22 protein-coding genes and 1 pseudogene are annotated in these 22,440 nt (G+C 61.9%); 9 read left to right on the plus strand and 14 right to left on the minus strand.

Going from position 1 to position 22,440, the window contains the following annotated elements; all coding sequences use genetic code 11:
- Positions 1 to 54: 54 nt before the first annotated feature.
- The 8 genes from wecC to ACX80Z_RS00090 form a co-directional block, all read right to left on the minus strand.
- Entirely contained in the window at positions 55 to 1,305 is a 1,251-nt protein-coding gene (gene wecC, locus ACX80Z_RS00055) for a UDP-N-acetyl-D-mannosamine dehydrogenase (protein ID WP_459314509.1), read from the minus strand.
- Between the two features lie 9 nt (positions 1,306 to 1,314).
- A complete protein-coding gene (locus ACX80Z_RS00060; protein WP_459314510.1) occupies positions 1,315 to 3,231 on the minus strand; it encodes a glycosyltransferase family protein in 1,917 nt (638 codons plus the stop codon).
- Positions 3,228 to 4,103, minus strand: coding sequence for an ABC transporter ATP-binding protein (locus tag ACX80Z_RS00065; protein WP_459314511.1), 876 nt, complete (start codon positions 4,101 to 4,103; stop codon positions 3,228 to 3,230). Before ACX80Z_RS00065 ends, ACX80Z_RS00060 begins: the two co-directional genes overlap by 4 nt.
- Positions 4,093 to 4,971, minus strand: coding sequence for an ABC transporter permease (locus ACX80Z_RS00070; protein WP_459314512.1), 879 nt, complete (start codon positions 4,969 to 4,971; stop codon positions 4,093 to 4,095). Before ACX80Z_RS00070 ends, ACX80Z_RS00065 begins: the two co-directional genes overlap by 11 nt.
- Positions 4,971 to 6,683, minus strand: coding sequence for a glycosyltransferase family 4 protein (locus tag ACX80Z_RS00075; protein ID WP_459314513.1), 1,713 nt, complete (start codon positions 6,681 to 6,683; stop codon positions 4,971 to 4,973). The genes ACX80Z_RS00070 and ACX80Z_RS00075 overlap by 1 nt, the downstream gene beginning before the upstream one ends.
- A 32-nt stretch (positions 6,684 to 6,715) precedes the next feature.
- Complete coding sequence (locus ACX80Z_RS00080; protein ID WP_459314514.1) at positions 6,716 to 7,915, minus strand: glycosyltransferase family 4 protein; 1,200 nt, start codon at positions 7,913 to 7,915, stop codon at positions 6,716 to 6,718.
- Between the two features lie 109 nt (positions 7,916 to 8,024).
- Complete coding sequence (locus ACX80Z_RS00085; protein ID WP_116779060.1) at positions 8,025 to 9,149, minus strand: S-layer homology domain-containing protein; 1,125 nt, start codon at positions 9,147 to 9,149, stop codon at positions 8,025 to 8,027.
- A gap of 116 nt (positions 9,150 to 9,265) precedes the next feature.
- The gene (locus tag ACX80Z_RS00090; protein WP_165802640.1) at positions 9,266 to 9,697 is read right to left on the minus strand and encodes a hypothetical protein; all 432 of its coding nucleotides are present in this window, start codon (positions 9,695 to 9,697) and stop codon (positions 9,266 to 9,268) included.
- Between the two features lie 20 nt (positions 9,698 to 9,717).
- Between ACX80Z_RS00090 and ACX80Z_RS00095 the strand changes: the two genes are divergently transcribed.
- Entirely contained in the window at positions 9,718 to 9,876 is a 159-nt protein-coding gene (locus ACX80Z_RS00095; RefSeq protein ID WP_207771349.1) for a hypothetical protein, read from the plus strand.
- A gap of 117 nt (positions 9,877 to 9,993) precedes the next feature.
- On the opposite strand, the gene ACX80Z_RS00100 is transcribed toward ACX80Z_RS00095, so the two are convergent.
- The gene (locus ACX80Z_RS00100) at positions 9,994 to 11,028 is read right to left on the minus strand and encodes an LCP family protein (protein ID WP_459314515.1); all 1,035 of its coding nucleotides are present in this window, start codon (positions 11,026 to 11,028) and stop codon (positions 9,994 to 9,996) included.
- Positions 11,029 to 11,144: 116 nt separating this feature from the next.
- Between ACX80Z_RS00100 and ACX80Z_RS00105 the strand changes: the two genes are divergently transcribed.
- Together ACX80Z_RS00105 and ACX80Z_RS00110 are read left to right on the plus strand one after the other, a co-directional pair.
- On the plus strand, positions 11,145 to 11,621 hold the full coding sequence (locus tag ACX80Z_RS00105) for a DUF3515 family protein (RefSeq protein WP_459314516.1): 477 nt from the start codon (positions 11,145 to 11,147) through the stop codon (positions 11,619 to 11,621).
- A complete protein-coding gene (locus tag ACX80Z_RS00110; protein ID WP_459314882.1) occupies positions 11,621 to 12,556 on the plus strand; it encodes an aldose 1-epimerase family protein in 936 nt (311 codons plus the stop codon). Before ACX80Z_RS00105 ends, ACX80Z_RS00110 begins: the two co-directional genes overlap by 1 nt.
- A gap of 4 nt (positions 12,557 to 12,560) precedes the next feature.
- Here the strand turns inward: ACX80Z_RS00110 and ACX80Z_RS00115 are convergent, their stop codons facing one another.
- The 3 genes from ACX80Z_RS00115 to ACX80Z_RS00125 form a co-directional block, all read right to left on the minus strand.
- Entirely contained in the window at positions 12,561 to 13,607 is a 1,047-nt protein-coding gene (locus ACX80Z_RS00115; RefSeq protein WP_116779064.1) for an AfsR/SARP family transcriptional regulator, read from the minus strand.
- 146 nt (positions 13,608 to 13,753) lie between these two features.
- Positions 13,754 to 14,470: a CDP-alcohol phosphatidyltransferase family protein gene (locus ACX80Z_RS00120; RefSeq protein ID WP_459314517.1), complete on the minus strand. Its 717-nt coding sequence runs from the start codon at positions 14,468 to 14,470 to the stop codon at positions 13,754 to 13,756.
- 17 nt (positions 14,471 to 14,487) lie between these two features.
- Positions 14,488 to 14,922, minus strand: a complete 435-nt coding sequence (locus ACX80Z_RS00125; protein ID WP_459314518.1) for an SRPBCC family protein — start codon at positions 14,920 to 14,922, stop codon at positions 14,488 to 14,490.
- A gap of 71 nt (positions 14,923 to 14,993) precedes the next feature.
- Between ACX80Z_RS00125 and ACX80Z_RS00130 the strand changes: the two genes are divergently transcribed.
- From ACX80Z_RS00130 to ACX80Z_RS00150, 5 genes and pseudogenes are all read left to right on the plus strand, one after another.
- A complete protein-coding gene (locus ACX80Z_RS00130; protein WP_459314519.1) occupies positions 14,994 to 16,001 on the plus strand; it encodes a zinc-dependent alcohol dehydrogenase in 1,008 nt (335 codons plus the stop codon).
- A gap of 91 nt (positions 16,002 to 16,092) precedes the next feature.
- Positions 16,093 to 16,491 carry a 6-pyruvoyl trahydropterin synthase family protein gene (locus ACX80Z_RS00135; RefSeq protein WP_116779068.1) on the plus strand — a complete coding sequence of 133 codons (399 nt, stop codon included), beginning with the start codon at positions 16,093 to 16,095 and terminating at the stop codon, positions 16,489 to 16,491.
- 7 nt (positions 16,492 to 16,498) lie between these two features.
- Positions 16,499 to 17,551 (plus strand): glycosyltransferase family 4 protein, encoded by a 1,053-nt coding sequence (locus ACX80Z_RS00140; RefSeq protein WP_459314520.1) that lies wholly within the window; start codon positions 16,499 to 16,501, stop codon positions 17,549 to 17,551.
- On the plus strand, positions 17,548 to 18,420 hold the full coding sequence (locus ACX80Z_RS00145; RefSeq protein WP_459314521.1) for a hypothetical protein: 873 nt from the start codon (positions 17,548 to 17,550) through the stop codon (positions 18,418 to 18,420). Before ACX80Z_RS00140 ends, ACX80Z_RS00145 begins: the two co-directional genes overlap by 4 nt.
- 52 nt (positions 18,421 to 18,472) lie before the next feature.
- Positions 18,473 to 18,943, plus strand: a pseudogene (locus ACX80Z_RS00150) (lysylphosphatidylglycerol synthase domain-containing protein); the annotation flags it as partial.
- A 336-nt stretch (positions 18,944 to 19,279) separates the two neighbouring features.
- Here ACX80Z_RS00150 and ribA read toward each other — a convergent pair.
- Entirely contained in the window at positions 19,280 to 20,692 is a 1,413-nt protein-coding gene (gene ribA, locus ACX80Z_RS00155) for a GTP cyclohydrolase II (RefSeq protein WP_459314522.1), read from the minus strand.
- A gap of 288 nt (positions 20,693 to 20,980) precedes the next feature.
- On the opposite strand from ribA, the gene ACX80Z_RS00160 reads away from it, so the two are divergent.
- Complete coding sequence (locus tag ACX80Z_RS00160) at positions 20,981 to 21,361, plus strand: hypothetical protein (RefSeq protein ID WP_459314523.1); 381 nt, start codon at positions 20,981 to 20,983, stop codon at positions 21,359 to 21,361.
- On the opposite strand, the gene ACX80Z_RS00165 is transcribed toward ACX80Z_RS00160, so the two are convergent.
- The gene (locus tag ACX80Z_RS00165; protein ID WP_459314524.1) at positions 21,306 to 22,424 is read right to left on the minus strand and encodes a winged helix DNA-binding domain-containing protein; all 1,119 of its coding nucleotides are present in this window, start codon (positions 22,422 to 22,424) and stop codon (positions 21,306 to 21,308) included. The two genes, ACX80Z_RS00160 and ACX80Z_RS00165, sit on opposite strands and share 56 nt — an antisense overlap.
- Positions 22,425 to 22,440 lie beyond the last annotated feature (16 nt).

A 22,440-nucleotide genomic window follows, 5' to 3' on the forward strand; every position in this document is an offset into this window, starting at 1 on the left:
CTCCAGATGTCCGGCATCCCTTGCCGCACGGCAAGGACTGACGAGATAGGTTACTCAACGCCAAATACCGCGCGTGTCGACCACTGCCTTGCCTTCGAGCGTTGACCTGTCTAACTCCTTGAATTCGTCGTGATCGACGAGCAACAGCACAACGTCAGCCCTTTGTACGGCGTCCGCAGTTCCCATAAGTTCGACATTGGGAAGAGGATGGAGTGTTCTGGGAAGGACCGAGACGTGTGGCTCAGCAACGAGAACCGAACACTCTGCCAAATCCTGACTGAGTTGCCTAACGATTTCGACAGCTGGAGATTCGCGCAGATCGTCGATATTAGCCTTGAACGCAAGTCCAAGTGCGGCGACCTTCGCATCGCTGCCAGCGTTATTGAGTGCAGCCTTGACCTGGTCAATGACCCAGGCCGGCTTGGAGTCGTTTGTTTCACGTGCCTGGCGAATCAGCCTCGACTCATTGGGCGCGGCTGAAACGATGAACCACGGATCAACGGCGATGCAGTGGCCGCCGACGCCGGGGCCGGGCTGCAAGATGTTCACCCTGGGGTGATGGTTAGCCAGTTCTATTAGTTCCCAAACGTCAATGCCCACCTTGTCGCTGATCACCGAGAGTTCGTTTGCAAAAGCAATGTTCACATCGCGGTATGCATTTTCAACGAGCTTTGCCATCTCCGCCGTTGCCGCATCAGTGAGGTGGATATCCCCCTGGCAGAAGACGTTGTAAAGCTGCCGGGCAAGCTCAGTTGCTTCACCGGTGATACCACCGACAATTCGGTCATTAGTGACCAGTTCGATCATGACCCGTCCGGGCAGAACACGTTCCGGGCAGTGGGCAACGTGGAGGATAGGCTTCTCATCAGCCCCATTGAGGCTCAGATCTGGCCGTAAACCGACAAGATAATCAGCAAGATGCTGGGTAGTACCAGGAGGGGAAGTCGATTCCAGGATAATGAGCTCTCCTCCCTTTAGCTGGGGTGCGATACCTCGTGCCGCGGACTCGATATAGCTAAGATCAGCGGTCTTGTCGGCATTAAAAGGAGTGGGAACCGCAAGGATGAAAGCGTCGGCCTCTGGCGTGATAGTGGTGGCCGACAGACTACCAACGCTGACGGCGCCCGCTACATGAATGTTGAGGTCCGGCTCGACAAACGGAACTTCGCCACGGTTAATCGCATCAACATTATCCTGTTTGATGTCTACGCCGACGACTTCCAGCCCATTCGTTGCGAGAATAGCTGCGGTAGGAAGCCCGATGTATCCTAGCCCAATTACTGCGACCCTTTTGATGGTGTTCATGCGCTCCCCTTAGATCGATACATGGTGATCAGGCTTTCCGTAAAAAACAATGTCTGAGGATGCCATGATTTCATAGTCGGATATTTGCCAAGTGTGGCCGGACTCGTTGCGTTGTTGATAATAGTTGAAACGGTCGGACGAATAGAGTTTGCCTGACGCGGCCGTCACGGCTCCTAAGAAGGCGGTATCTTCTCCGATGCTCCGTTGTTCAAAAGGGAAATCGTCAAAAACGCTCCGCGAAGCAAGGATGGTTGGTCCCATGATCATCCCGGTGAACCTGTGCTCCTTGTGAGCGAAGCGGAGAACGGTAGCGTCGTGCGATTGCAGGTACATGTAATGGGCTTGTTTCCCGACAACCTGCGCCCCAGAGTAGTTCAGAGCACCAAGCTGATCCAGAAGATAGTGTGGCCCATAGAAATCGTCATCATCCATCTTCGTCAATACTGCGCCGGACGACGCAGCGACGCAGTCATTCAGGCACTCACCCAAACTCTGAGTAATCGGAGCAGTGAGAACGGTTAGGGATTCAATCCCGTAGCGATCCCGGAGGCGCTCAAGCCGCGCAGCATCTGGGGTGAATCCGTGCGTCAAAAGCACCAGTTCGGGGCGTACCTCAAGTTGGGCGCCGACCGTTCGAAATACATGCTCCAGTTGATGTGGACGGATGGTCGAGACCAACACGCTCACTGTCGGTAGTACAACTGGTTGAGACATTGACGGGACCGCCACTCGAAGAATCTGCTCTGCCCTGTGAGCGTAGGTGTGTGCCCGCCAAATAGCCCGCTGGGCTAGATGAACCTGACGCGCGCCTAGCGACGGTTGCCGAACCAACGCTGAAAGAAGGGTCGTCGCTTGCTCTGTCGTGTCAACGATGGGCACTGCGGTTGAAGGAAAATATCGTTCTAAAGCAGCACTTCGTGTCGAGACCACCGGAGTACCGGAAGCCGTGATCTCAAAGACCCGGCGGGCACACATGCTCGGTGACTCCGTCACCGAGTTGACGTTGAGGAACACCTTGTAAGCCTTGTAGGCAGTAAGCATCTGCTGGTAGGTCAATGACCCGACAACATAGGCCATTAACTGGGGGGGAAATTGATACTCTTCACGATCACCGAGTTTTCGTGAGAAAATCTCCAGGCCAGTCCCCATCGTCGATGACACGTCTGCCGCTGCGCCCAGCAGTAAATCCATCTGCTCACGTCGTTCAGGAAATTTATGCCTGAAGTACATCCCGGCGAAGGCAATGTCCCTCTTATGCCAACCGTGCTGTGGCCGCACGGGGTTGTGTATGGCCGGTTGGGCGGCAAAGGCCAACGACGCGACACGGTCGTGACCGAGGTCCGTCCTGTACCGCTCCACCATGTTCGAGTCGCTGGTGAATACATGGCGAAAGACTCTTGCTACAGGTAGAAAGTCATCGTAGTGCGGCGGATCCTCCTTGTTCCAGAACACGGTTGGGATCTCATGTTCCTCGAATCTGGTGACCAAGGCCCGGACGGTCTGCGAAGGGCCAGTAGAACCCGTCAACTGGTATTTCCACGATCCTGAGTTTCCATTCCACGCGGATTCTACGAACAAAAGATCGATGTCCCCCGCCGCGACTACCTTCTCCCAATTCTCGGGAGTGAGGACCACCAATTCCCACTCGAAAGCAAACGCCATGGTCGAAAATTCATCCAGAATGACCGCGGCTTTCACCGCACGTCGCGGTTCCGAGGTTCGTTCAGCAGCCAGCGCATCGGAAAAGACGAGTCTTTTCGCCCTACGGCGCCCAACCCATGTACCTTCTGCACCCCGTGCGTCGGTAATTGATCCGAAGCCGCTATCAATACGATCTCTGCGCTGCCAGGTCGCGACAGCTGAAACCCCCCCATGCCGGAAATGCCACAACCCGGTCCTGATCCGGTGAATGTCGATCGGGATCACTCGGTACTCCTCCGACCGGTCTCCCTTGCCATCAGCCGGGGAACAACGAGATCATTCATCATCCGGCGTTTAGTCTTCATCGCCGCCACCCGGTCCCTACCCGTCAAATGCTTGATGAAGGTGGTGTACCACTTGATGACCTCAGCGGGGCTCCCATCCATCACCAACTCCCCTTCGTCCATCCAGATAACCCGGCTGCACATTTCCTTAATGGTGCCGACGCTATGACTGACGAGGAAAACGCAGCCCGCTTTGCCTAAAAGTTCATCCATTCTCTGCTTGGTGCGGCCTTTGAACTGATCGTCCCCCGTGTTTAGTGCTTCATCGATGAGGAGGATCTCTGGGTCAACCGCGGTCGCTATTGCGAATTGGAGGCGCGAACCCATTCCCGATGAATAGGTCCGCATCGGGAGGTGGATCGAGTTTTCCAGGCCGGATAGCTCCACGATGCTTGTGTATTTGGTGGAAATGTCCTTCCTTGACATGCCCATGGCGAGACACCCAAGTATGATGTTCTGCTCGCCGGAAATATCTGGCACCAACGCAGCACTAACACCGAGCAACGTTGGGCGGGATGAGGCATAGATTGCCCCTGAAGTGGGAGGAACCCTGCCGTTGATGAGCTTCATCAATGTGCTCTTGCCTGACCCATTGCGACCGATAATACCGACCGAATCACCGCGGCCAACAACAAGGGAAATGTTCTTCAGTGCGTGAACGTCAACGGTCGGTCCGCTGCCAATCGAGCGGCGGAGGGAACGGACCAAACCGGTGCCTGCAGAACCGTTGGTGGTCGGCACACGGTAGGCCATGCTGACATTGTCAACGACGACCGCAGGGGGTTCAGAGACGAACTCAATTTCACTCGTCACGGCCGTAAGTCTCCTCCGCGAACCAGAAATAGATCATTCCAATGGCCAGGGCTCCGAGCGACCACGTCGCAAGGACTGCCCAAGATTCCCATGGCGGCACTTCGCCATATAAGACCGACTGTCGCACGATTGTCAGAACCTGGTATAGGGGGTTAAGTTCGATTGCTGCCTGAACTGTTGGATATGGATCGAACAGGGTTAAAGGGAACATCACGCACGAGGCATACATCCAGATTCGCATCGCAAAGCTTATGACGTTGGCGACGTCATTCACCTTCGAAACTACGCGGGCGAGAATCAAACCGATTCCGAGATTGAAGACCGTCTGGAGGAGGATTGCGGGCACCACGAGGAACCATAGCCAGGTAATTTCCTCAGCAGGCTCGATTAACAAGATCAGGACCAGCATGGTGATGATCACCGGGACGCTTGCTAGTAGCTCACGAATATTGACTGAGAGCAATAAAGTTGCCCGTGGGAAGTTAAAGGCTTGCACTACCTTCAAATTGGACTGAATCGCTCGCGCGCCGTTCGAAATAGATCGACTGCTCATCTGGAAGAGGAAGACCCCGATGATCAGATATCCGATAAAGTTTTCGACGCCGCGACTGGCCTGAAGTAAGACACCAAAGATAAGGTAAAAGGTCAATCCATTCAGCACTGGATTAAGAATTAGCCAGATACTACCCAAACGGTCACGACTATTTCCTGACTGAACACTCGCTTTAGCGTCAAAGAAGACGAAGTGACGATAGTCCCATAGTGCAACAAGATAATCGAGGAACGGTGGCCTAACCCCAACTCTTATTAGGGTTCTTAAGTCTACCGAGGTCGGTACGGCGCCCACATTTTCGTTGGGGACGGCCATTATGCAGCACGCTCCAGCCCTATGTACGACTGAATCAAAGTGGATGAATTCTGGGACCATGTCCGGTGTGCCAGAACCTGGCAACGGCCAACTACTCCCAGTTCTACCGCGTCACTTGTCAGCGATTGACCATTGGCGATGAGCCCACGAATACCGGCCGCCAGCGACTCGACATCACCGGCTACGGTCAGTACGCCGGTGTCAGCTGAGACTATCTCGCGAAGTGCGGGTAGATCGCTCGCCACCACCGTCCGCGCACACGCCATCGCCTCGACTGGCTTCAACGGTGTTACCGCTCGGGTCACTTCCAGGTCCTTCCGCGGCACAACAAATATGTCGATGGCTTGATGATGTAACCGGGCCTTCTCGCGTGGCACACGGCCGGTAAACGTCACGAGGGCGCTCACGCCAAGTTGCTCAGCTAAATTCTTCAGGGACGGCAGAGCCACCCCATCCCCCACGATCAGGCACCGCAAACCAGGGTGGTCCACCACCAGTACAGCGAACGCCCGCAATAGATCATCGAGTCCCTCGTAGTCAACAATGCTGCTGACCGTACCGATGTACACGCCGTCGTTGTGCAGTCCGAGCAACTGACGCGCACTCTTTGAACCCATCGGCTCGTCGAGGTACTCGTCGCCCACCGCGTTAGGGCACAGCAGAAGCTTACTCGGGTCTACTCCCTTGCCCACGATGTCCTGCTTCATAGCCTCACCCAACGTCACCACCAGGCTGGCACTCTGCATAACCTGCGCTTCACTTTCGTTGAAAAGCTTATAGCGCTCGCTCTGCTTTGCCGCATCCGGCCGGCTCGACGCCCAGGTGTCAGCAAGCTGGCCCCGCACCTCGTAGACCCAGGGAATGCCGAGAACCCGCGCAACTTCGCGGACCACCAACCCGTTGATGAAGTGAGTTGTGGTGTGTAACACCGCGGGTCGAACCCGTAACGCCAGCGCCAGCAGTTGTTCCGCCTGCTGCTGAATCCTGGCATCAAAACCCTTCGCAAGTCGGCCAGGAAGCAATCGGTGGTAGACGACACCATCGATGACATCGACGTCTGCGGCGAACAATTTGCCCACCTGTACCGGGTAGCCGACCCGTGTGGCAGCGTGTACGGACCAGCGTGCATCACGCTGAGCCATAAGGATTGAATGCGACCGTTGAGCGTAGCCGCTACCGGTATGGGGCAAGGAGTTGGTCAGCACATGCAGCACGGTGCGTGGAAGGGGAGCATACCCATTCACCGGGGTGAGCGTGGGCGTCCACCCTTCAAAAACCCTGCGCTCGGAGGCTAGACGCTCCGCGGCGCTGAATCGGTCAGCAGCCTGAAGCGATTCAATGGCACCGCTCATGTCGCCGTCGTACCAACGCCGTCGGGCGACTGTTCGGCTAACATCCCGGGCACCAGGAACCTGTGCCAGAGTAATGAACTTGTCTGCCAAGGCGGTGTATCCAGCTGCCAAGGCTACCTCAGCCAGCAACGCGGGCCGGGACGGTGGCTCACCGGCCTCAAGCACCGCTGTGAGCACCTGCTCGGTGCGCGCCCTGTCCCCTTGGAGGTAGGACGTTACGGCCTGCACCAAGGGGCCACGACCGACGACCGAGGCCAATCCCGCCGCACGATCAACGACACCGCTGGGCAGTCTCCGCGAGACCTGCAAGAAAAGCAGGAAGGGGTCCTCTCCCAGATGACGGATTGCTGTGGCACCCAACAACCGAGCATTGCGCAATACCGCTAGTGGCTTCACCGGTGAGGACCGCCGGCAACCTCAGCCAACAGGTCGATATAGCTCTGCCCTAAAGCCTCTACATCTGCGTTGTTTTCCACCCAGGCACGCCCGGCACCGTTCACCTGAAGCAGCGATCGATCGGCCTGAAGCGCCTTCCACATTCCAGCGAGTTCTTCGGGCGAGGATCGGACGACATGACCTGATTCTGCGTCCTCGAGAATCTTCCTCGCCTCGCCCAGCACGATGCCGGTGATATGACGTCCCAGCGACAAAACCTCGTAGGTTTTGGAAGGAATGGTGGTCTCAAAGGATTTCCAGTCGTCCCGCAACGACACGATGCAGCTATCGGATCGATCGTAAAACCCCATCACTTCGGGACCATGAACGGGTGGGTGGAAGTCGACGGGGGCGTCCAGTTCCTCTGCCAGATGCATCAGGTCGGACCGCTGCACTCCGTTGCCCACCATGGTGAGTCGCATCTGCTTGCCCACCAGCGCAGCGGCCCTGATCGGTACATCCAGGCGCTGGCTCTCACCATGGTTTCCGAGGTAGAGCACTTCAAGCCGGTCCGATTTGATCGGACGTGGCGGAAGTTTGTCCAGGGTGTGCAGGTCAACTCCGTTGCTCACAGTGGCGACGTTCTTCAGGCCACGCTCACGCAACGTCCGAGCGAATCCATGGGTTACGGTCACCACGAGTTCGGCTCGGTCCTGGATCGTCATGATAATGCGCTCCACAACGCCTTTCGCGCTGCCCTGAATGAGTCGCGCATCCCGGGCAATGTCCGGCCAGGCATCCCGCATATCGACAACGAGCGGTCGTTTCAGGATCCGAGAGACAACATAGCCGGCCCCAAGGATAGGGAGGCTGGGCACAGTGACGACAACGACGTCGGGCCGCTTGGCCATCAACGCGGCTGGCACAGTGCAGGCCGCCGAAAACAAGTGGTTGCCCAACCGGCCCAGGCGAGTGTTGCGATGCCAAAGAAACGGAACCCTACGGATACGTTCGCCATATTCCCCCAAGGAACAAAGGAATGGCCTTCCTGCGACACTGCGGGGCAGAGTTCGTCGGCCGTGAGGCGCATGCGCCACCGGAGCAACTACATCGACATCCCATCCGGCGGCACGGAAGGAACGAATGAACTGAGTCCATCTTCTTTGCGGCGGGCTGTGCTCCGGGGCATAAGAATGCGTCAGCAATAAAATGCGCAACGTACACCCCCAAAGTGTTCAGGTTGCCTTGTGTCAATCAGGATCAGGATCAAGTGTAGACCTCAGGCAACCATGCCCCTGCTCCGCAGTCTTTTGGCATGGTCTTCGCTTACGACTGCGTGTTAGTCATTAGGGCATACCGCTTCATGAAGGCGGCCATGGCGTCACGATTGATCGCGGCATAAGGCTTGAAGATGCTCGTACCGTCAGCGGAGGTCCAACCTCGACTGATGCCGGTCGAAGCGAGCCAGGAGATCTGTTTGAAGTAGACATTGTCAGTTGGTACGTCTTCAAACGGCGCAGCCGCGGTGTCCTCAAGCGCCCCCCGATCGGCAAACCGGTAAAGGAAGACGGCCATAGCGTCCCGAGCCACCGGGCTCAGCGGCCGAAAGATTCGGGAACCATCATCCTGGGGCCAGCCAGTGCTGATTTTTTCGGCAGCTAGCCAGGCGATCTCTTTGTAGTACACGTTGTCCGTCGGCACATCGGCGAACGGTGAGATTGTCGGTGGCGTGTACTCCGGGGATCCAGCCAGTCGATAGATGAACACTGCCATCGCGTCCCTCGCGATGGGTGTCACCGGTCGAAAGGTTGATGTCCCGTCGCGCCCAGTCCAGCCTGTACTGATGCCAGTCGACGCTAACCATGAGATCTCCTTGGAGAACTGCAGCGTCGGCGGAACATCATTAAAATACCGGGCAGGGAATGCGGTGGTGCTCGGCGCGACAACCGATGCGCCAGCTTCGACAGTCACTATCTGAGCCGAAGTTTTGAGGACCTTGCCGGGAACCCACTGAGACGCACCCGTAACCGTTGATTCATCAGGTCGAGGATCATCAAGGTAGAGCCGGTAGGCACCAGGTTCAAGCGCTTCAAAGGTGTAAGTACCGTCAACTACCAGTTGCGACTCCACCGCGAGGGGCGTATCAGCGCATGGTCCTTCGGTGGAAGGCGGCACGATAGGTTGCAGCTGCCCGGTGGACGGCGAGACACCAGGCTCCGAGTTTGTAACAGGAGCGGGAAGCGCATAAACACAGAGCTGATCGTCCGACCCCAAACCAAGCACCGTCCCGGTGACCTGACCGAAATCGTCAGCTGCAGAAACCGGAGAAACCCCCACACCCATCATCAGGCTTGAGACGACGAGGCCCGAGAAAACGGCGGTGGTTCGCCGACTGGCGCTTCGTTGAATTGATGCCTGATTGCCTGGACGCGCCGGTTCGACACTGGTCATACTGTCTCCCCTACAGATACGAATGATCGATTCATCGTATGGGTGAGATTCCGGCTAAATGGGAGGTAAGGGGCTATTGAGGCGAAGCGTAATCAAAACGTCACTCGCGAAACGGACTATTTACCCGGTTTTGGACGAGCGGTATTCCCGCCTCGAAGCTTCGCGTAATAGAGGACGCCCAGGCCAACAAGACCAATGATTACCAGGCCCCTGGTAATCGGGCTGGAGCCAATTGAGGTCTCTTCGGAGGCGGCGCTGGCATCGACAACGGCCGCCTCGCTTGTGGAAGGAGAGGGCGACGGCGTTGCTGAGCGGGTGGGCGTCGGCGTCGGTTCAGGCGACTCGGACTCTTCAGGCTCAGCCGACTCGGATTCCTCGGGTGCGGGTGTCTCTTCCGGTTCCTCGGTCTCCTCGTTCAGGTCAACCACGGCGCCGGTCTCCGCAATCCAGCGGAAATTTGTATAGAAATAATTCGATGGATCGATGAGATTTCCGGTGCCCGGTTCAATCAGATAACCCGTGGGCGGGTGGATGAGGTATCCGGTCACTGGGTCGACAGTGAAACCAGTTGCAGGATCGACAGTTGGAGCGGGATCTTCCTCAGGAGCTGGTTCGGGCGCGGGCTGCTGCGGTGCGGGGGCAGGCGCTGGTGCCGGCGCCGGTGCAGGTGCGGGCTGCGGGGCAGGTGCTGGCGCCGGCGGTGGAGCCGGCTCGGTGGTCGGAGTGACCGGCAATGGCGGCTCTTCAGTAGCGTGCGCGACCCCAACACCCGCTCCGACACAGAGCGAGGCCGCGGCTAGACCGGCGAGAGCACGGCGCATCAATAATCCCATGGGTCCTAATTCTACGATGCAGCGGTCTGGAGATAGTCACCCAGGGTGTCGTTGTCCAGCGCTTCGGCAATGTCCGCGATTGCGGCGTCGTCCTTCAGAATAATCGACTGACCATCCGCGGAGGTGCCGATTCCCAGGTTCGGCAACGTGAAGAATTGCACATCATCACCACGGATATTCCGCAACGACAGCGCCAATCCGCCGGCGGTCGTGGCGTCCAGACCCTCGTCAACACTCAGGTACGGCGATGCCTGATGGACAATCTCATTGATCTTGAGCGGATTCGTCAAAGTCTCAGCGGTGAGGAACTTGCCCATGATGGCCTTGATGAACAGCTGCTGATTCTTCACCCGCTGAAAATCGCCGTCGGTAAACGCATACCGCTCACGGACAAACTTCAACGCTGACTCACCCTGCAAATTGATCTCGTCCTGGTCGAAGAATTCGCCGTCGGCACCGCGCGACTGGAACGCGATCTCGTTGTTCACCGTGACCCCGCCCAACGCATCAGTGAGTCCGGTGAACCCCTCAAAATCGAAGATGGCGACGTGATCAATGGGCGCATCGAACATGCCCTCCAGCGTCTGCACGAGCAGCGGCACTCCCCCAAGCGCTGTGGCCGCGTTGATCTTGTGCTCGCCGTGGCCGGGAATGTCAGTCCAGGTATCCCGCATGATCGACATGACGGACACACCCTCGCGGTTGGCGGGAAGGTGCATCAGCATCATGGTGTCCGAGCGGCCAGCATTCGGCACGCCGGGCAGGTTCTCGGTTTCGCTGCTGCCGCCGTTCTCATCACTGCCGAGGAGGAGAATGGTTTGAGCTCCCTCGGATGCTGCAGTCCGAGTGGGACGATCCGTGCCTTCGGGGAAGACTTCCTCAATGGTCTGGGTCTGCGTGTTGTATGTGTTCGCGAGGTTGAACAAATACGCGCCGGCAACGAGGCCTGCTACCAGCACCAAAGCGAGCACGGAGATGAGCACAATCCGTACCGGGCGCTTCTTGCGGCCGCCCCGCTGGACGGGTTCTTCGAGATAGTTTGACACGTCTGGTTTCCCCTGACCTGAGACAGCTCCCCATCCTAACCATCAACCGTGGGAAGAAGCTGGGAGGCGCAACCAGAAGGATCGGCCGCCGGTGTTGTGACTACTAAACTGGCACCATGCGTGCCTTCCGTCTCTTAGCCCCGCTCATCGTCGTCGCTCTAGGCCTGACGGCGTGTTCGCCGATCGTTGGGGTGGAGGCAGCCGCCGACGCCGCCAACCCAGAGTGCGCGTCGGTCATGGTGTCGCTGCCGGACCTGGTTGCCGAGAACGAGCTGCGCGAAACCAACAGCCAGGCGACCGCGGCGTGGGGCGACCCCTCGCAGGTGGTCCTCCGGTGCGGCGTCGCCGTTCCCGGTCCGACCACGGATGCCTGCGCGTCAGTGAACGGCGTCGACTGGATCATCCAGGAAGAGGAAGAGGTATGGCGAGCCACCACCTACGGCCGCGACCCGGCGGTAGAAGTGCTGTTCGACCCGAACGAAGTGCCGTCGAGCACCATCCTGGTTGATCTGGGCACGGCCGTCTCGGTGGTCAAGCAGGATTCCGAATGTCTCAGCGTCGACGACGAACTGGAACTACCCGAAGGTTCATGATGAATCACGCCGCCCCCACTCCCCTGTCCGGACGCCAACTGCACCTGACTCACGGTGACTACAGCGCCGTCGTCGCCAGTGTGGGAGCGTCGCTGCGTGAACTGCGGTTCGGCGGACGCGACCTGATCCGCTCCTACGACGCCGACGAGATCCGCCCCAACTACCGCGGCGCAATCCTGGCCCCGTGGCCCAACCGGGTGGTCGATGGTACCTACACGTTCGACGGCGCCACCCATCAGCTCAGCCTCACCGAACCCGAGCGTAGTCATGCCTTGCACGGGCTCCTCGCCTGGGAGGACTGGGAGACAGCCGACCAGAGCGACTCCTCCGTCCGGCTTCGCGCGACAGTGGTGCCGCAGGAGGGCTACCCCTTCCGGCTCACCCTTGAGGTCACGTACACACTCGACGACGACGGCCTCACCACCACGGTGACCGCCGCCAACACCGGGCCCGACGCCGCGCCCTACGGTGTGGCATCCCACCCTTATCTGGTGGCCGGTGACGGGCTGGTGGATGAATGGACCCTGACCATTCCCGCCGACACCGTCCTGGAAGTGACTAAGGACCGGCTCATCCCCACCGCTCTGACTGGCGTGTCCGGCGACTTCGACTTCCTTACGCCGCGACGGATCTACGACACGTTCCTCGATCACGCTTTCACGGGCGTCATCTACGACGACGGCGCCGCCACGGTTTCCCTGACCGGTCCGGGAGGGCACGGCGCAGCGGTCTCGTTTGGTAGCGGCTGCCCGTGGGTGCAGGTCCATACCGGAGACCTGCCCAAAGATCCGGCCGACAGCAGACGGGGCCTCGCCGTCGAACCGATGACGTGCCCGCCGGATGCGTTCAACTCGGGAACCGACCTCCTAGTGCTGCAGCCGGGCGCCAGCCATACTACGCAGTGGACGATCCACGCTATCCAGGCTGATTCCTGAACCTTTACGCCGCAGGGACGGCTCGAATAAGGAACGAATGTATGATTTTGGTTGCTTCCGTCACGTCAGCGGCGTCCAGGAGAGCACTCCGAGCCGAAAAATTGGAATGCAGCATCCCGGAAGCCTCAGGATTTGAACGCTGGGTGAGCTGCCGATGAAGGACAAGCAAGGCGGAAAGAAGAGGTCCCAACTCATTCTCTCCCGCGGCCGTGGCGCGAAGGAGCCGCGCGTAGGCATCCAGTAGGACGGTCCCTGGAGTACAGCCCAATTCCCGGGCGAACGTCAGACGGCACTGTTCGTAGCACAGCAGCCCTTCAGCGAACTGGGAATTCTGCTCCAGCCCGAGGATTAGTGCAGTCCATGCGCGTTCATTAAGCTGATCCGCTGCTAATGCTTGCTTGGCCCAGGACACGGATTCATTGGCCCGTCCCAGAAATGCCGCGGTTTCGGCGGCGAGCACAAATGCGTCAGCAACTCGCGCGGCATGATCCGCTCGTGCCTCATCTGCCCACGTAGGCTGAAGTTCGTCGCCGAGTAGCGGCGAATGATTCAGAAGCAGTGCGCTGCAAAGCAATTCGTACGCCGCGGACGGTTCGGTGCATCGGTGGGCTGCACTGATCTGTGAAGCGAAATGGTCAAGGTCGAGATCAACGAGTTCTTTATCCATGACGTATCCGCCCGTAACGGTGCGCAGGGGCCCAGCTTTCCGAGCGCCTGGCTGGATGTGACGGCGAAGAACGCTTACGTAGCTTTCAAGGGTCGATAATGCTTCAGCCGGCTGATGTCCGCCCCACAGTCGCTCGATGAGCCGATCTTTCGAGACTGGGCGTCCGAGTTGCAGGAGTAACAACTCAAGGATCTGCCGAGGCTTAGGTCCGCCGAGCTGCCGCGCGTCCAGAACTACGTCACCACGCCTGACTTGCAAGCTTCCAATGATCTGGATTTTCAGGCGGCACGGATGGGCGGACGGCACATCCAGTGGTGGTTGAATCGCGGCGAAATCAACTGACTGAACCATAATTGAAACCCCTAATTCGGTATAGATGTTCACAAATCCAACCTATGAATTCCTTGGGGTTCTTACACGAGTGGTCCATACCCGTCTTTCTCAGGATCAACCCTCGGACTACTCGGTTTTCACTCGGAGTGAGGGAAACCTCTATCGAGTAGTCCCAAGTAGTCCACTGCCAGCGTGTCTCAAAGGTGCCGGGCAGCCGACCGCTCGAGGGCCACCACGTCCCGGCCAAAGGACACCGCCAGCAACAGCAGGGAAGCGGCCGTCACCGGGACCGCGAGCGCGATGGGAGTCACCGGGACCAGGATGATTACCAGCACCACACCCTGGGTGGCGGCGACGACCCGCCGGAAGCTGCTGAACTCCAGTTCGCTTCTGAGCGCAGGGCGGACCCAGGACGCCGCGACATAGAGGTACCTCATCAGACCGATCAGCAGCGCCCACCAGCCGACGGTCAGTGCTACCGGGATCGACAGCACCAGTAACAGGATTGCGTCGGTTTCCATGTCCAGGCGAGCGCCAGCCTTGGTGGCTGTGCCGGTGCGCCGGGCCACGGCTCCATCTACGGCGTCCAGCAGCACAGCGGTCGCCGCCAACAGCACCAGCCACCAGGACCTGGTGGGCACAGTCCCCCACAACGACAGCACCACGATGGTTGCGCACCCGCCCGCGAGCACCGCCCGGAACAGCGTGACGCGGTCGGCCGGGCCGGAATAGGACGGTTGGCGGCGCACCACGCTGAGCGCCGCTACGGTCACCAGCGTGAGCCCGGCAACAACCGCTGCGAGGTTGGTGACGTTGTGGGAGTCATTCAGGGCCAGCAGCGTGATGCCGACGCCAATCGATCCCACGACGGCGCCTGACGCATCGAACAGGGCACGCCTGCTGACTTGAGCCACTGGCCTACCTGCCGGAACTAGACGAGCGAGTTCAATTTGTCGCGCAGCCCGTTCAACGCCGGGTCGCGCAGCGTGTTGAAAGCCGGCTTCAGGAAAGGCTGGGCAATCCGCCGGAATCCGTTGAGCTGGAACTCGGCCGTGTACGTGACATCGCTGCCCGAACCGGAGGGGACGACGTCGATCGAGTCGAACGAGACCAGCGTCCTGTTTTCGCCGCGCAGCTTGATGTGGCCTTCGCGGAGTTCGGTCACCTCATACCCGATGGACTGGCGCTTGCCCCGGAATTCAGCTTCTGCATGGTACCGGTGGCCCACGGCTACCGGGCCGATGGAGCGCTTCTCCACCACTGGCGTGCCCGGATCCCATTCGCTGGTGTTCTCGAACTCTTTCAGGAAGGCGAAAGCCCGTGCGGGTGAGAGGGGCGTGCTGATGGTTCCCTTGACAGTAATCATCTGCCCAGTCTACTGATGCGCTGTGCAACAAGCTGGGGTGCGTCCGCCAGGCTGCAGGGCATAATCGAGTTATGTCTTGCACCTCCTCCGAGCACAGCCAGTCGTACTGGACCACCCGGCCCGGACACGGCGAACTCCGCACCGCTCCCCTGCCCAAACGGGAGACCGAGCAGGCCCTGGTTCGCACCCTCTATTCCGGGATCAGCCGGGGCACCGAGACGCTGGTCCACGACGGCCGCATCCCTCCCGAGGTGGCAGCCCTCATGGAGGCCCCCTTCCAGGAGGGCACCTTCGGAGGCCCGGTGAAGTATGGGTACCTCTCGGTCGGCGTCGTCGAGGAAGGACCCGACTCGCTGGTGGGCAAGCGGGTGTTCTGCCTCTACCCGCACCAGGACCGCTATGTGGTCCCGGTGTCCGCTCTGACGGTGATTCCCGACGACGTCCCCAGCGAGCGCGCCGTGCTGGCGGGCGCCGTCGAGACCGCCGTCAACGCCCTGTGGGATGCTCGGCCCTGCATGGGCGACCGGATCGCCGTCGTCGGCGGTGGCATGATCGGCGCCGCACTCGCGACGCTGCTGCGCCGGTTCCCGCTGGGACGCCTCCAGCTGGTGGACCCGGATCCCTCCCGCGCCGCGCTCGCAGCGGAGCTGGGCGTGGACTGGGTGCATCCCGACGACGCGGCCGGCAACTGCGACATTGTATTCCACTGCTCCTCCACAGCGGCCGGCCTGTCCCTGGGGCTGGGCCTGCTCGGCGACGAGGGTGAAGTGATCGAAATGTCCTGGTACGGCACCCGCTCCCCTGAGGTGCCGCTGGGAGCCGACTTCCACGCGCGTCGGCTGAGCATCAGGGCAAGCCAGGTGGGAACCATCGCCGCCCCGCGTCGCGCCCGCCGGACCCATCAGGATCGGCTCGCCACCGCCCTGGACGCGTTGAAGGACCCGGCGTTTGATGCGCTCCTCAGCGGCACCTCGCCGTTTGAGGACCTGCCGAACGTGATGCGGGACCTTTCCAGCGGCACTCTGGCCGCGCTGTGCCACGTGATTGCCTACCCTGGCGCCGACGAACCGGCCACCTAAGTCCTCCGCACCGCTCACCGGCCTCACCATCACTCACCGCCCCCATCACTCCCATTAGTCCCACCACAACCACCACGACCACAGGAGACCCATGTACCGTCTGACCGTCCGCGACCACGTGATGATCGCCCACAGCCTTCCCGACCCGTTCTTTGGCCCAGCCCAGGGACTGCACGGCGCCACACTGGTGGTGGAGGTGACCTGGCGGCGTCGGGAACTGACCCAGCACGCCGTCGTGATCGACATCGGCGAGGCGACCGCGATGCTCGGCGAGGTGCTGGACGGGCTGCGGTACAAGAACCTTGACGAGCACCCTGACTTTGCCGGTGTCCTCTCCACCACCGAAGCCGTGGCCCGCTACATCGCCGACCAGCTGAGCACGCGCTTCGACACCGCGCCCTTCGCCGGGCTGGACGTGGTGCTCCGCGAACACCCCGATGCGTGGGCGGGCTACTCGGTGGAGTTCGACTCAGCCGACGTCCAGGGCTAACTCCGGTATGGAGTTGGGTCTGGTAATTCCAGGCGGCCTGCCCGGACCGAGTGGCGGCAGCATCTATAACGACCAACTGGCCGCCGCGCTGGGTGAGGCCGGGCACCGCGTCACCATGACCCCAATCCGTGGTGACTGGCCCAATGGCTCGCCGGCCGATCACCAGAAGCTCGCCGAGGCACTCGGGAAGACGTCCGGCAAAACGGACGCCCCGGTGCTGGTCGACGGGCTGATGGCGTCGGCGGCCCCCGAGGCGATCCGGGCAGCGGTCGACGCCGGCGGTACCGTCTGGGTGCTGCTGCACCTGCCGCTCCCCGCTGAGACCGGTCTGACAGATCAGGAGATGAAGGCTTTCGCTGCCTCCGAGGAAGCGGCCCTCCGACACGCCTCCGGGGTGATCTGCACCAGCCAGTGGGCCCGGGACGACCTGATCCGGCGCTATGGGTTGGAGCAGGTCCACGTGGTACCTCCCGGCACCGAACCGGCGGCGGTCGCGGCGGGCAGCGCCCCGCCGCACCTGGTGATGCTCGGATCGCTCACGCCCCGAAAGAACCACTCGATGGTGCTGTCGGCGCTCGCCGACCTTGCCGACCTGCCGTGGACCGCTTCCCTGGTGGGCGGTGCCAGCCCGCAGGGCAGCACCCACGTCGCCATGCTTCACGATCAGGCAGCCGCCTTCGAACCGGGTCGCATCACCATCCCGGGCGTACTCCAGGGGCCAGCGCTCGACGCCGAATGGGCACGATCTGATCTGCTGCTGTTACCGTCGCTGGCGGAAACCTTTGGGATGGTGGTCACCGAGGGTCTGGCCCGCGGCATCCCCGGCGTGGTGGGCCGGGGCACCGGGGCCGTCGAAGCCCTCACCGGTGGCACGGCAGGTCAGCTGCCGGGCGCCGTCGTCGACCCCCACGATCCGCAGGAACTGGCTGCGACGCTGCGGGACTGGCTCACCGACTCGTCGCTGCGCCAGTCCTGGCGGGCCGCCGCGCTCAGCCGCCGCGATACACTGCCGACATGGGCCAACACAGCGACAACGCTCCTGGAAATCATTCACCCGTGACCGACGCCGACGCACCGCGCCCGATTGCCAGCGACTGGCTCTCCCTGCGCCGTCCCGCCGACGAAGCCGCCCGACAGGCAAGCCTTCCCCTCCTCACGGAGTTACAGGCTTTTCTGGCCCCGGGCACGGCGCCCACCGATGCGGAGGTGAATGACGCTGACGACCAGGCGGTCCGGATCTTCGACCTCGGTGCTGGCACCGGAGCCAACCAGGCATGGCTTGCACCGCACCTCCACATGCCGCAGCATTGGACGCTCATCGACCATGACCCGGATCTGCTGGAACTCACAATGGGTGCACCCGCGATCGACGGCGTGATCGGCACCGAGGCAGTGGTAGCCGGCATCGAAGACCTGGGAGAAATCCTCGACGCCGATCCCCAAGCCTCCCGGCAGCGGTTTGTCACCTGCTCGGCCCTGCTGGATCTGCTGACGCCGGACCAGCTGGAGACCCTCTGCACGGCACTGGTCGAATCCCAGACAGCAGCACTGTTCAGTCTGAGCGTCACCGGCACCATGACAATCGAGCCTGCGGATCCGCTGGATGCCGCCCTCAACGACGCGTTCAACCAGCACCAAAACCGTGGCGGCCGGGCCGGGGCACGGGGCGTTGACCTGACGGAGCAGTTCCTGACCAAGGCCGGCTTCACCGTCACCACCGTCGACACGCCGTGGGAGCTCACCGGGGATCACTCGGAGCTGATCACCCGGTTCCTGAACGACCGGGCGGACGCCGTCCTCGAGGAGGAACCAGGCCTCGCCGGGGACGTCAGCCAGTGGCTGGAACGGCGATCCGAGCAGGCCGCCGACGGCACGCTGCGGCTGACGATCGGCCACCGGGACCTGCTGGCCCTGCCACCCCGGCCGTGACGATTCAGCCGTGACGATCCAACAGTGAGACCCCGACCATGACGCCCGTGCCGTGAGACGCCGCAGCTGGCTCGCACTCCTCCAGGCCCTCTGCGCCGCTGCCCTGATCTACTACCTGGTAATGGTCTTCGGCACCGGACCCTTCACCGCCGGGCTGGGAGCTTTGACAGTCCCCTCGGTCGCCGCCGCGCTGACCCTCGGCCTGATCGGGACGGCAGCCCAGGCCCAACGGTGGCGGCTGGTCTCCAGCGGATTCCAGATGCACCTCCCCCGCGGCGGCGCCTTCGCCCAGTGCTACGAAGCATCATTCCTCAACGCCATCCTCCCCGGCGGTCTGGCGGGGGACGCCATTCGCACCGCCCGGCAACGGGCGGCTCACCGGTCCAGCTGGCTCAGCAGCATCGGCTCGGTGTTGGGCGAACGCCTCGCCGGCACGGTGGTTGTGCTCCTCGCTGCTGCTGCAGCGCTGCTCGCCGCTGACTGGCGGCTTGCCGGCGTCGTCGCCCTGGGTGCAGTGCTGGTGCTGCTCGCTGCCCGACCATCACTGCGGCGCCTGCCCAACCGGACCGTCGCCGCGGTGTGGGCGCTCTCGGTGCTCGGCTGGGCCTCGTTTGCGGCCCTGTTCGCCGTCTCGGCCGCGCTGACCACACCCAACCTGGCAGTGGCCGACGTCGTCGGGCTGGCTGCGATCAGCCTGGCCGGAATGTCCATTCCCCTGAGCCTGGGTGGTTGGGGTCCGCGGGAGGGTGTCACAGCGCTGGCGTTCATGATGTTTGGCTATTCGGGCGCGCTGGGGATTGAGGTGTCGGTGGGCTACGGACTGCTGGCCCTGGTGTCGGTGCTACCGGGCGCCGCGCTGCTACTGGTGCTGGCTGTCCGCGGGTTCCTTGGCGACCGGGGCGGGAACGACAGCCGAAAAGTCGAACTCCGTGCAGATGTCCCTGCCAAACTCGAAACGCCGCACCGGAGCGGAGAGGGCGTCTGACAAGGCGTCGCTGCCGGTGAACCGGATGCCCGGGACGCCGTCGCCGACCAGGATCGGTGCGCAGGTCAGGTACAGCCGATCGAGCGCGCTGGCTTCAAGGAAGCGTGACACGGTGTGCCCGCCGCCCTCCACCAGGACCCGTGGGAACCCGCGATCCGCCAGCAGGCCGAGGAGGCGATGTGGTTCAAAGTCCCCAGCGGCCAGGCGCCGGACGGTCACATGCTCGGCGAGGCCGATCGGGACGACGGCCTCGAGGCCGACCAGCCACAGGGTGGGTGCCGAGCCGTCGGTCAGGACGGCGGATGTCTGCGGGATGCGGCCGCTCGGATCGAGGACGACCCGGACGGGGTTGGGTCCTTCGACCGCCCGGACCGTGAGAAGGCAGTCATCGGCGGTGACCGTTGAGGCACCGATGATGACGGCATCCACGAGGGCCCTGAGCCGGTGCAGGTGCTCCCGGTCTTCGGTGCCCGTGACGAAGCGGGCGTCTCCGGTGCGCGAGGCGATGAATCCGTCGAGGCTCTGGCCGAGCTGACCGATCACGAGCCGGCCGTCGGGACGGGATGCCTGGACCAGCGGTCCGTATCGGGTGAGCAGTTCAGCTGCCAGGCCGTGCACTGACCCCTGTGGGACTGTTCCTTCGGTGAGGTGACGCCAGACATCCTGGACCGGTTCGCCGTCGTGCCTCATCCTGGCGCGCTTGGTGGCGATATAGCCGGCGTTCTCGGGGCGTTGGGCGATGTTGAGCCCGCTGCGTGCCATGACGGTGATCCCGCCGCTTTCGAGTGCCTCCTGCTTGGCCGGATTGGAGGAGAGCAGGCGGATGCAGGTAACACCGAGGTCGAGGAGAATTTCGGTGCTCTGCTGATAGTCGCGCGAGTCCACCGGGAGGCCCAGCGAGGTGTTGGCGTCAACGGTGTCGGCGCCCTGGTCCTGCAGGGCGTAGGCGCGGAGTTTCTCAAGCAGGCCGATCCCCCTGCCCTCGTGGCCCCGGACATAGATCACGACGCCGGTGCCCTCTTCGCTGATGCGCTGAAGCGAGGCATCGAGTTGTTCACCGCAGTCGCAGCGATAGGAGCCGAGCGCGTCGCCGGTGAGGCACTCGGAATGCACCCGGACCAACGGGACGGACCCCGCAATGTCGCCCTGCACCAACGCGACATGCTCGTTATTCTCGGAATCGCGATATCCGACCATCCGGAATACGCCGTGACGGGTTGGCAACACCGTCTCGACAACACGTTCTACCTGTGAGGCGCCCCAGCCGGGAGCCGAATTGATCGACATAAATCCACAATAGGCGACTTGGCGGACCTGTCATCCCCAGACGCAACATCCACCGGTGAGCCCATCCCCAGATTCAGCACAAACGGGCCCAGATCGGTTACAGTCATATAAAGAAAGCATGCTGACTATTGAAGGGTCCTGCCGGACTCGCTATGGTCGGAGGCAGGAACCGGCTGGGCATTCGGGACGTTGATCCCAATAGCTAAGCCATCCGGCAACAACTGATCATGCCGGTGATGTACGACGGTCAGCCCGCTGGGGTGCTGACTCAACTCGACGTAAGGCAGCATGGAATCGAAACGGCCATCACCGGACACTGGACGCCGCCTGGCACGGTCCTACGCAGCACAGGCAGGCAGCCTGGCGATCCGCGCTGACGCCCCCGAATTTCCGACGGCTTCGCGGATTCAGCGTGGCCGGAACGAGACCCCCGAAAGGCGACTTTCCGGGCTGGAGGCGTTGCGCAACCCGCTGGTGCAGGCAGTCATGGACGCCCGCGAGTTGTGCGAACGGACCGCAGAGGCTCCGCTCGACCCTGTGGCCTCGAGTGCGGTTGGCAGCGCACCCGTCCTCGGAACCCCAAGCTTTGGACAGTTGCTGCTCTGCGCGGCGGTCAAGGATCTTGAAGAACTCGACGACCGGCTGTACCAGGCACGCCTGCGGAGCTGAAGCTCTGGTAGGAGTGTTCCGCTCTGAGGAGGGCGCGCTCCTCCTGTGCCGTCAGCGGCTCGAACGGGTCGACGAGGAGAGCGCCGGACCGGTCCGCGGACCTGCGCCAGGTGCCGGTGACCCGGCCGTTCACCACCACGGTTGGCTGGAATACCCCATTGCCGCCCGGGACGATGGCCTGCGCGTACTCGGGCCGGAGCACCGGTGTGCGGTCCTGATAGCCGATCACGTACTCGTCGAAGGCTGGCAGCAGGACCAGGCCCGGCGCGGGAGGTGGGTCCCCTGAGCGGTCCGCAGCCATCCAATAGGTGGTGTCATCATAGGTCAGCTCTGTCAGCTGGTCGCGGGCCAGCGCCAACCCGATCTTCGCGTCGGCAACGGTCACCTTGGACCACCAGACAAAGTCCCGCAGTGTGGCTGGACCGTGTCCGGTGAAGTACCCGAGAACAAACCGACCCAGCGCTTCGTCGCGCTCCGGCTGGCCCGTATCCGGCACCCATTCATCGAGGAGCACCAGCGCCTGCTGGGTGCCGGCAGGCGGCCCCCAGCAGAGTGTGCCGGTCTGCGCGAGATACCAGATCAGGTGGTAGCCGCGTTGGTTGGCCGTATCGATGCCTGCCTCATTGAGCGCGGCGAGGAACTCGTTGCGGACCAATTGCCCGCCGCCCGCCAGCACCGTCATGGCCACGTTGCGCGCGTTCTCAAACGTCGTTTGGTCAAGCCCCAGCGCCCGATGCCGGGTGGCCGCGCCAGCGAGCAGCCGGTGGGTGGTGAGCCCGAGTATCCAGCGAAGATCGGTCGGCAGCACAAAATGCAGGGTCCCGCGCATTGGCCACGACCGCACAATGTCACCGCGTTGGAGCGCCGAGAAGACGTCATCACGGGTTGAGCCCGGCGACCGCAGACCAATGGCCCACAGCGCCTGGTTAAAGTCCTGCGCCTGCATCGCCACCAGACGCTCGACGACGTCCCGGACAGCCGGCTTGGCGTCGTCGTCGTCGCGGATCAACTGGGCGGCCAGGCGGTACTGCAGCAGCCGCTTCCGGTCCACCACGTTGCTCATCGCACCCAGGGCCGGT

The organism is Arthrobacter sp. TMT4-20 (assembly GCF_054510775.1).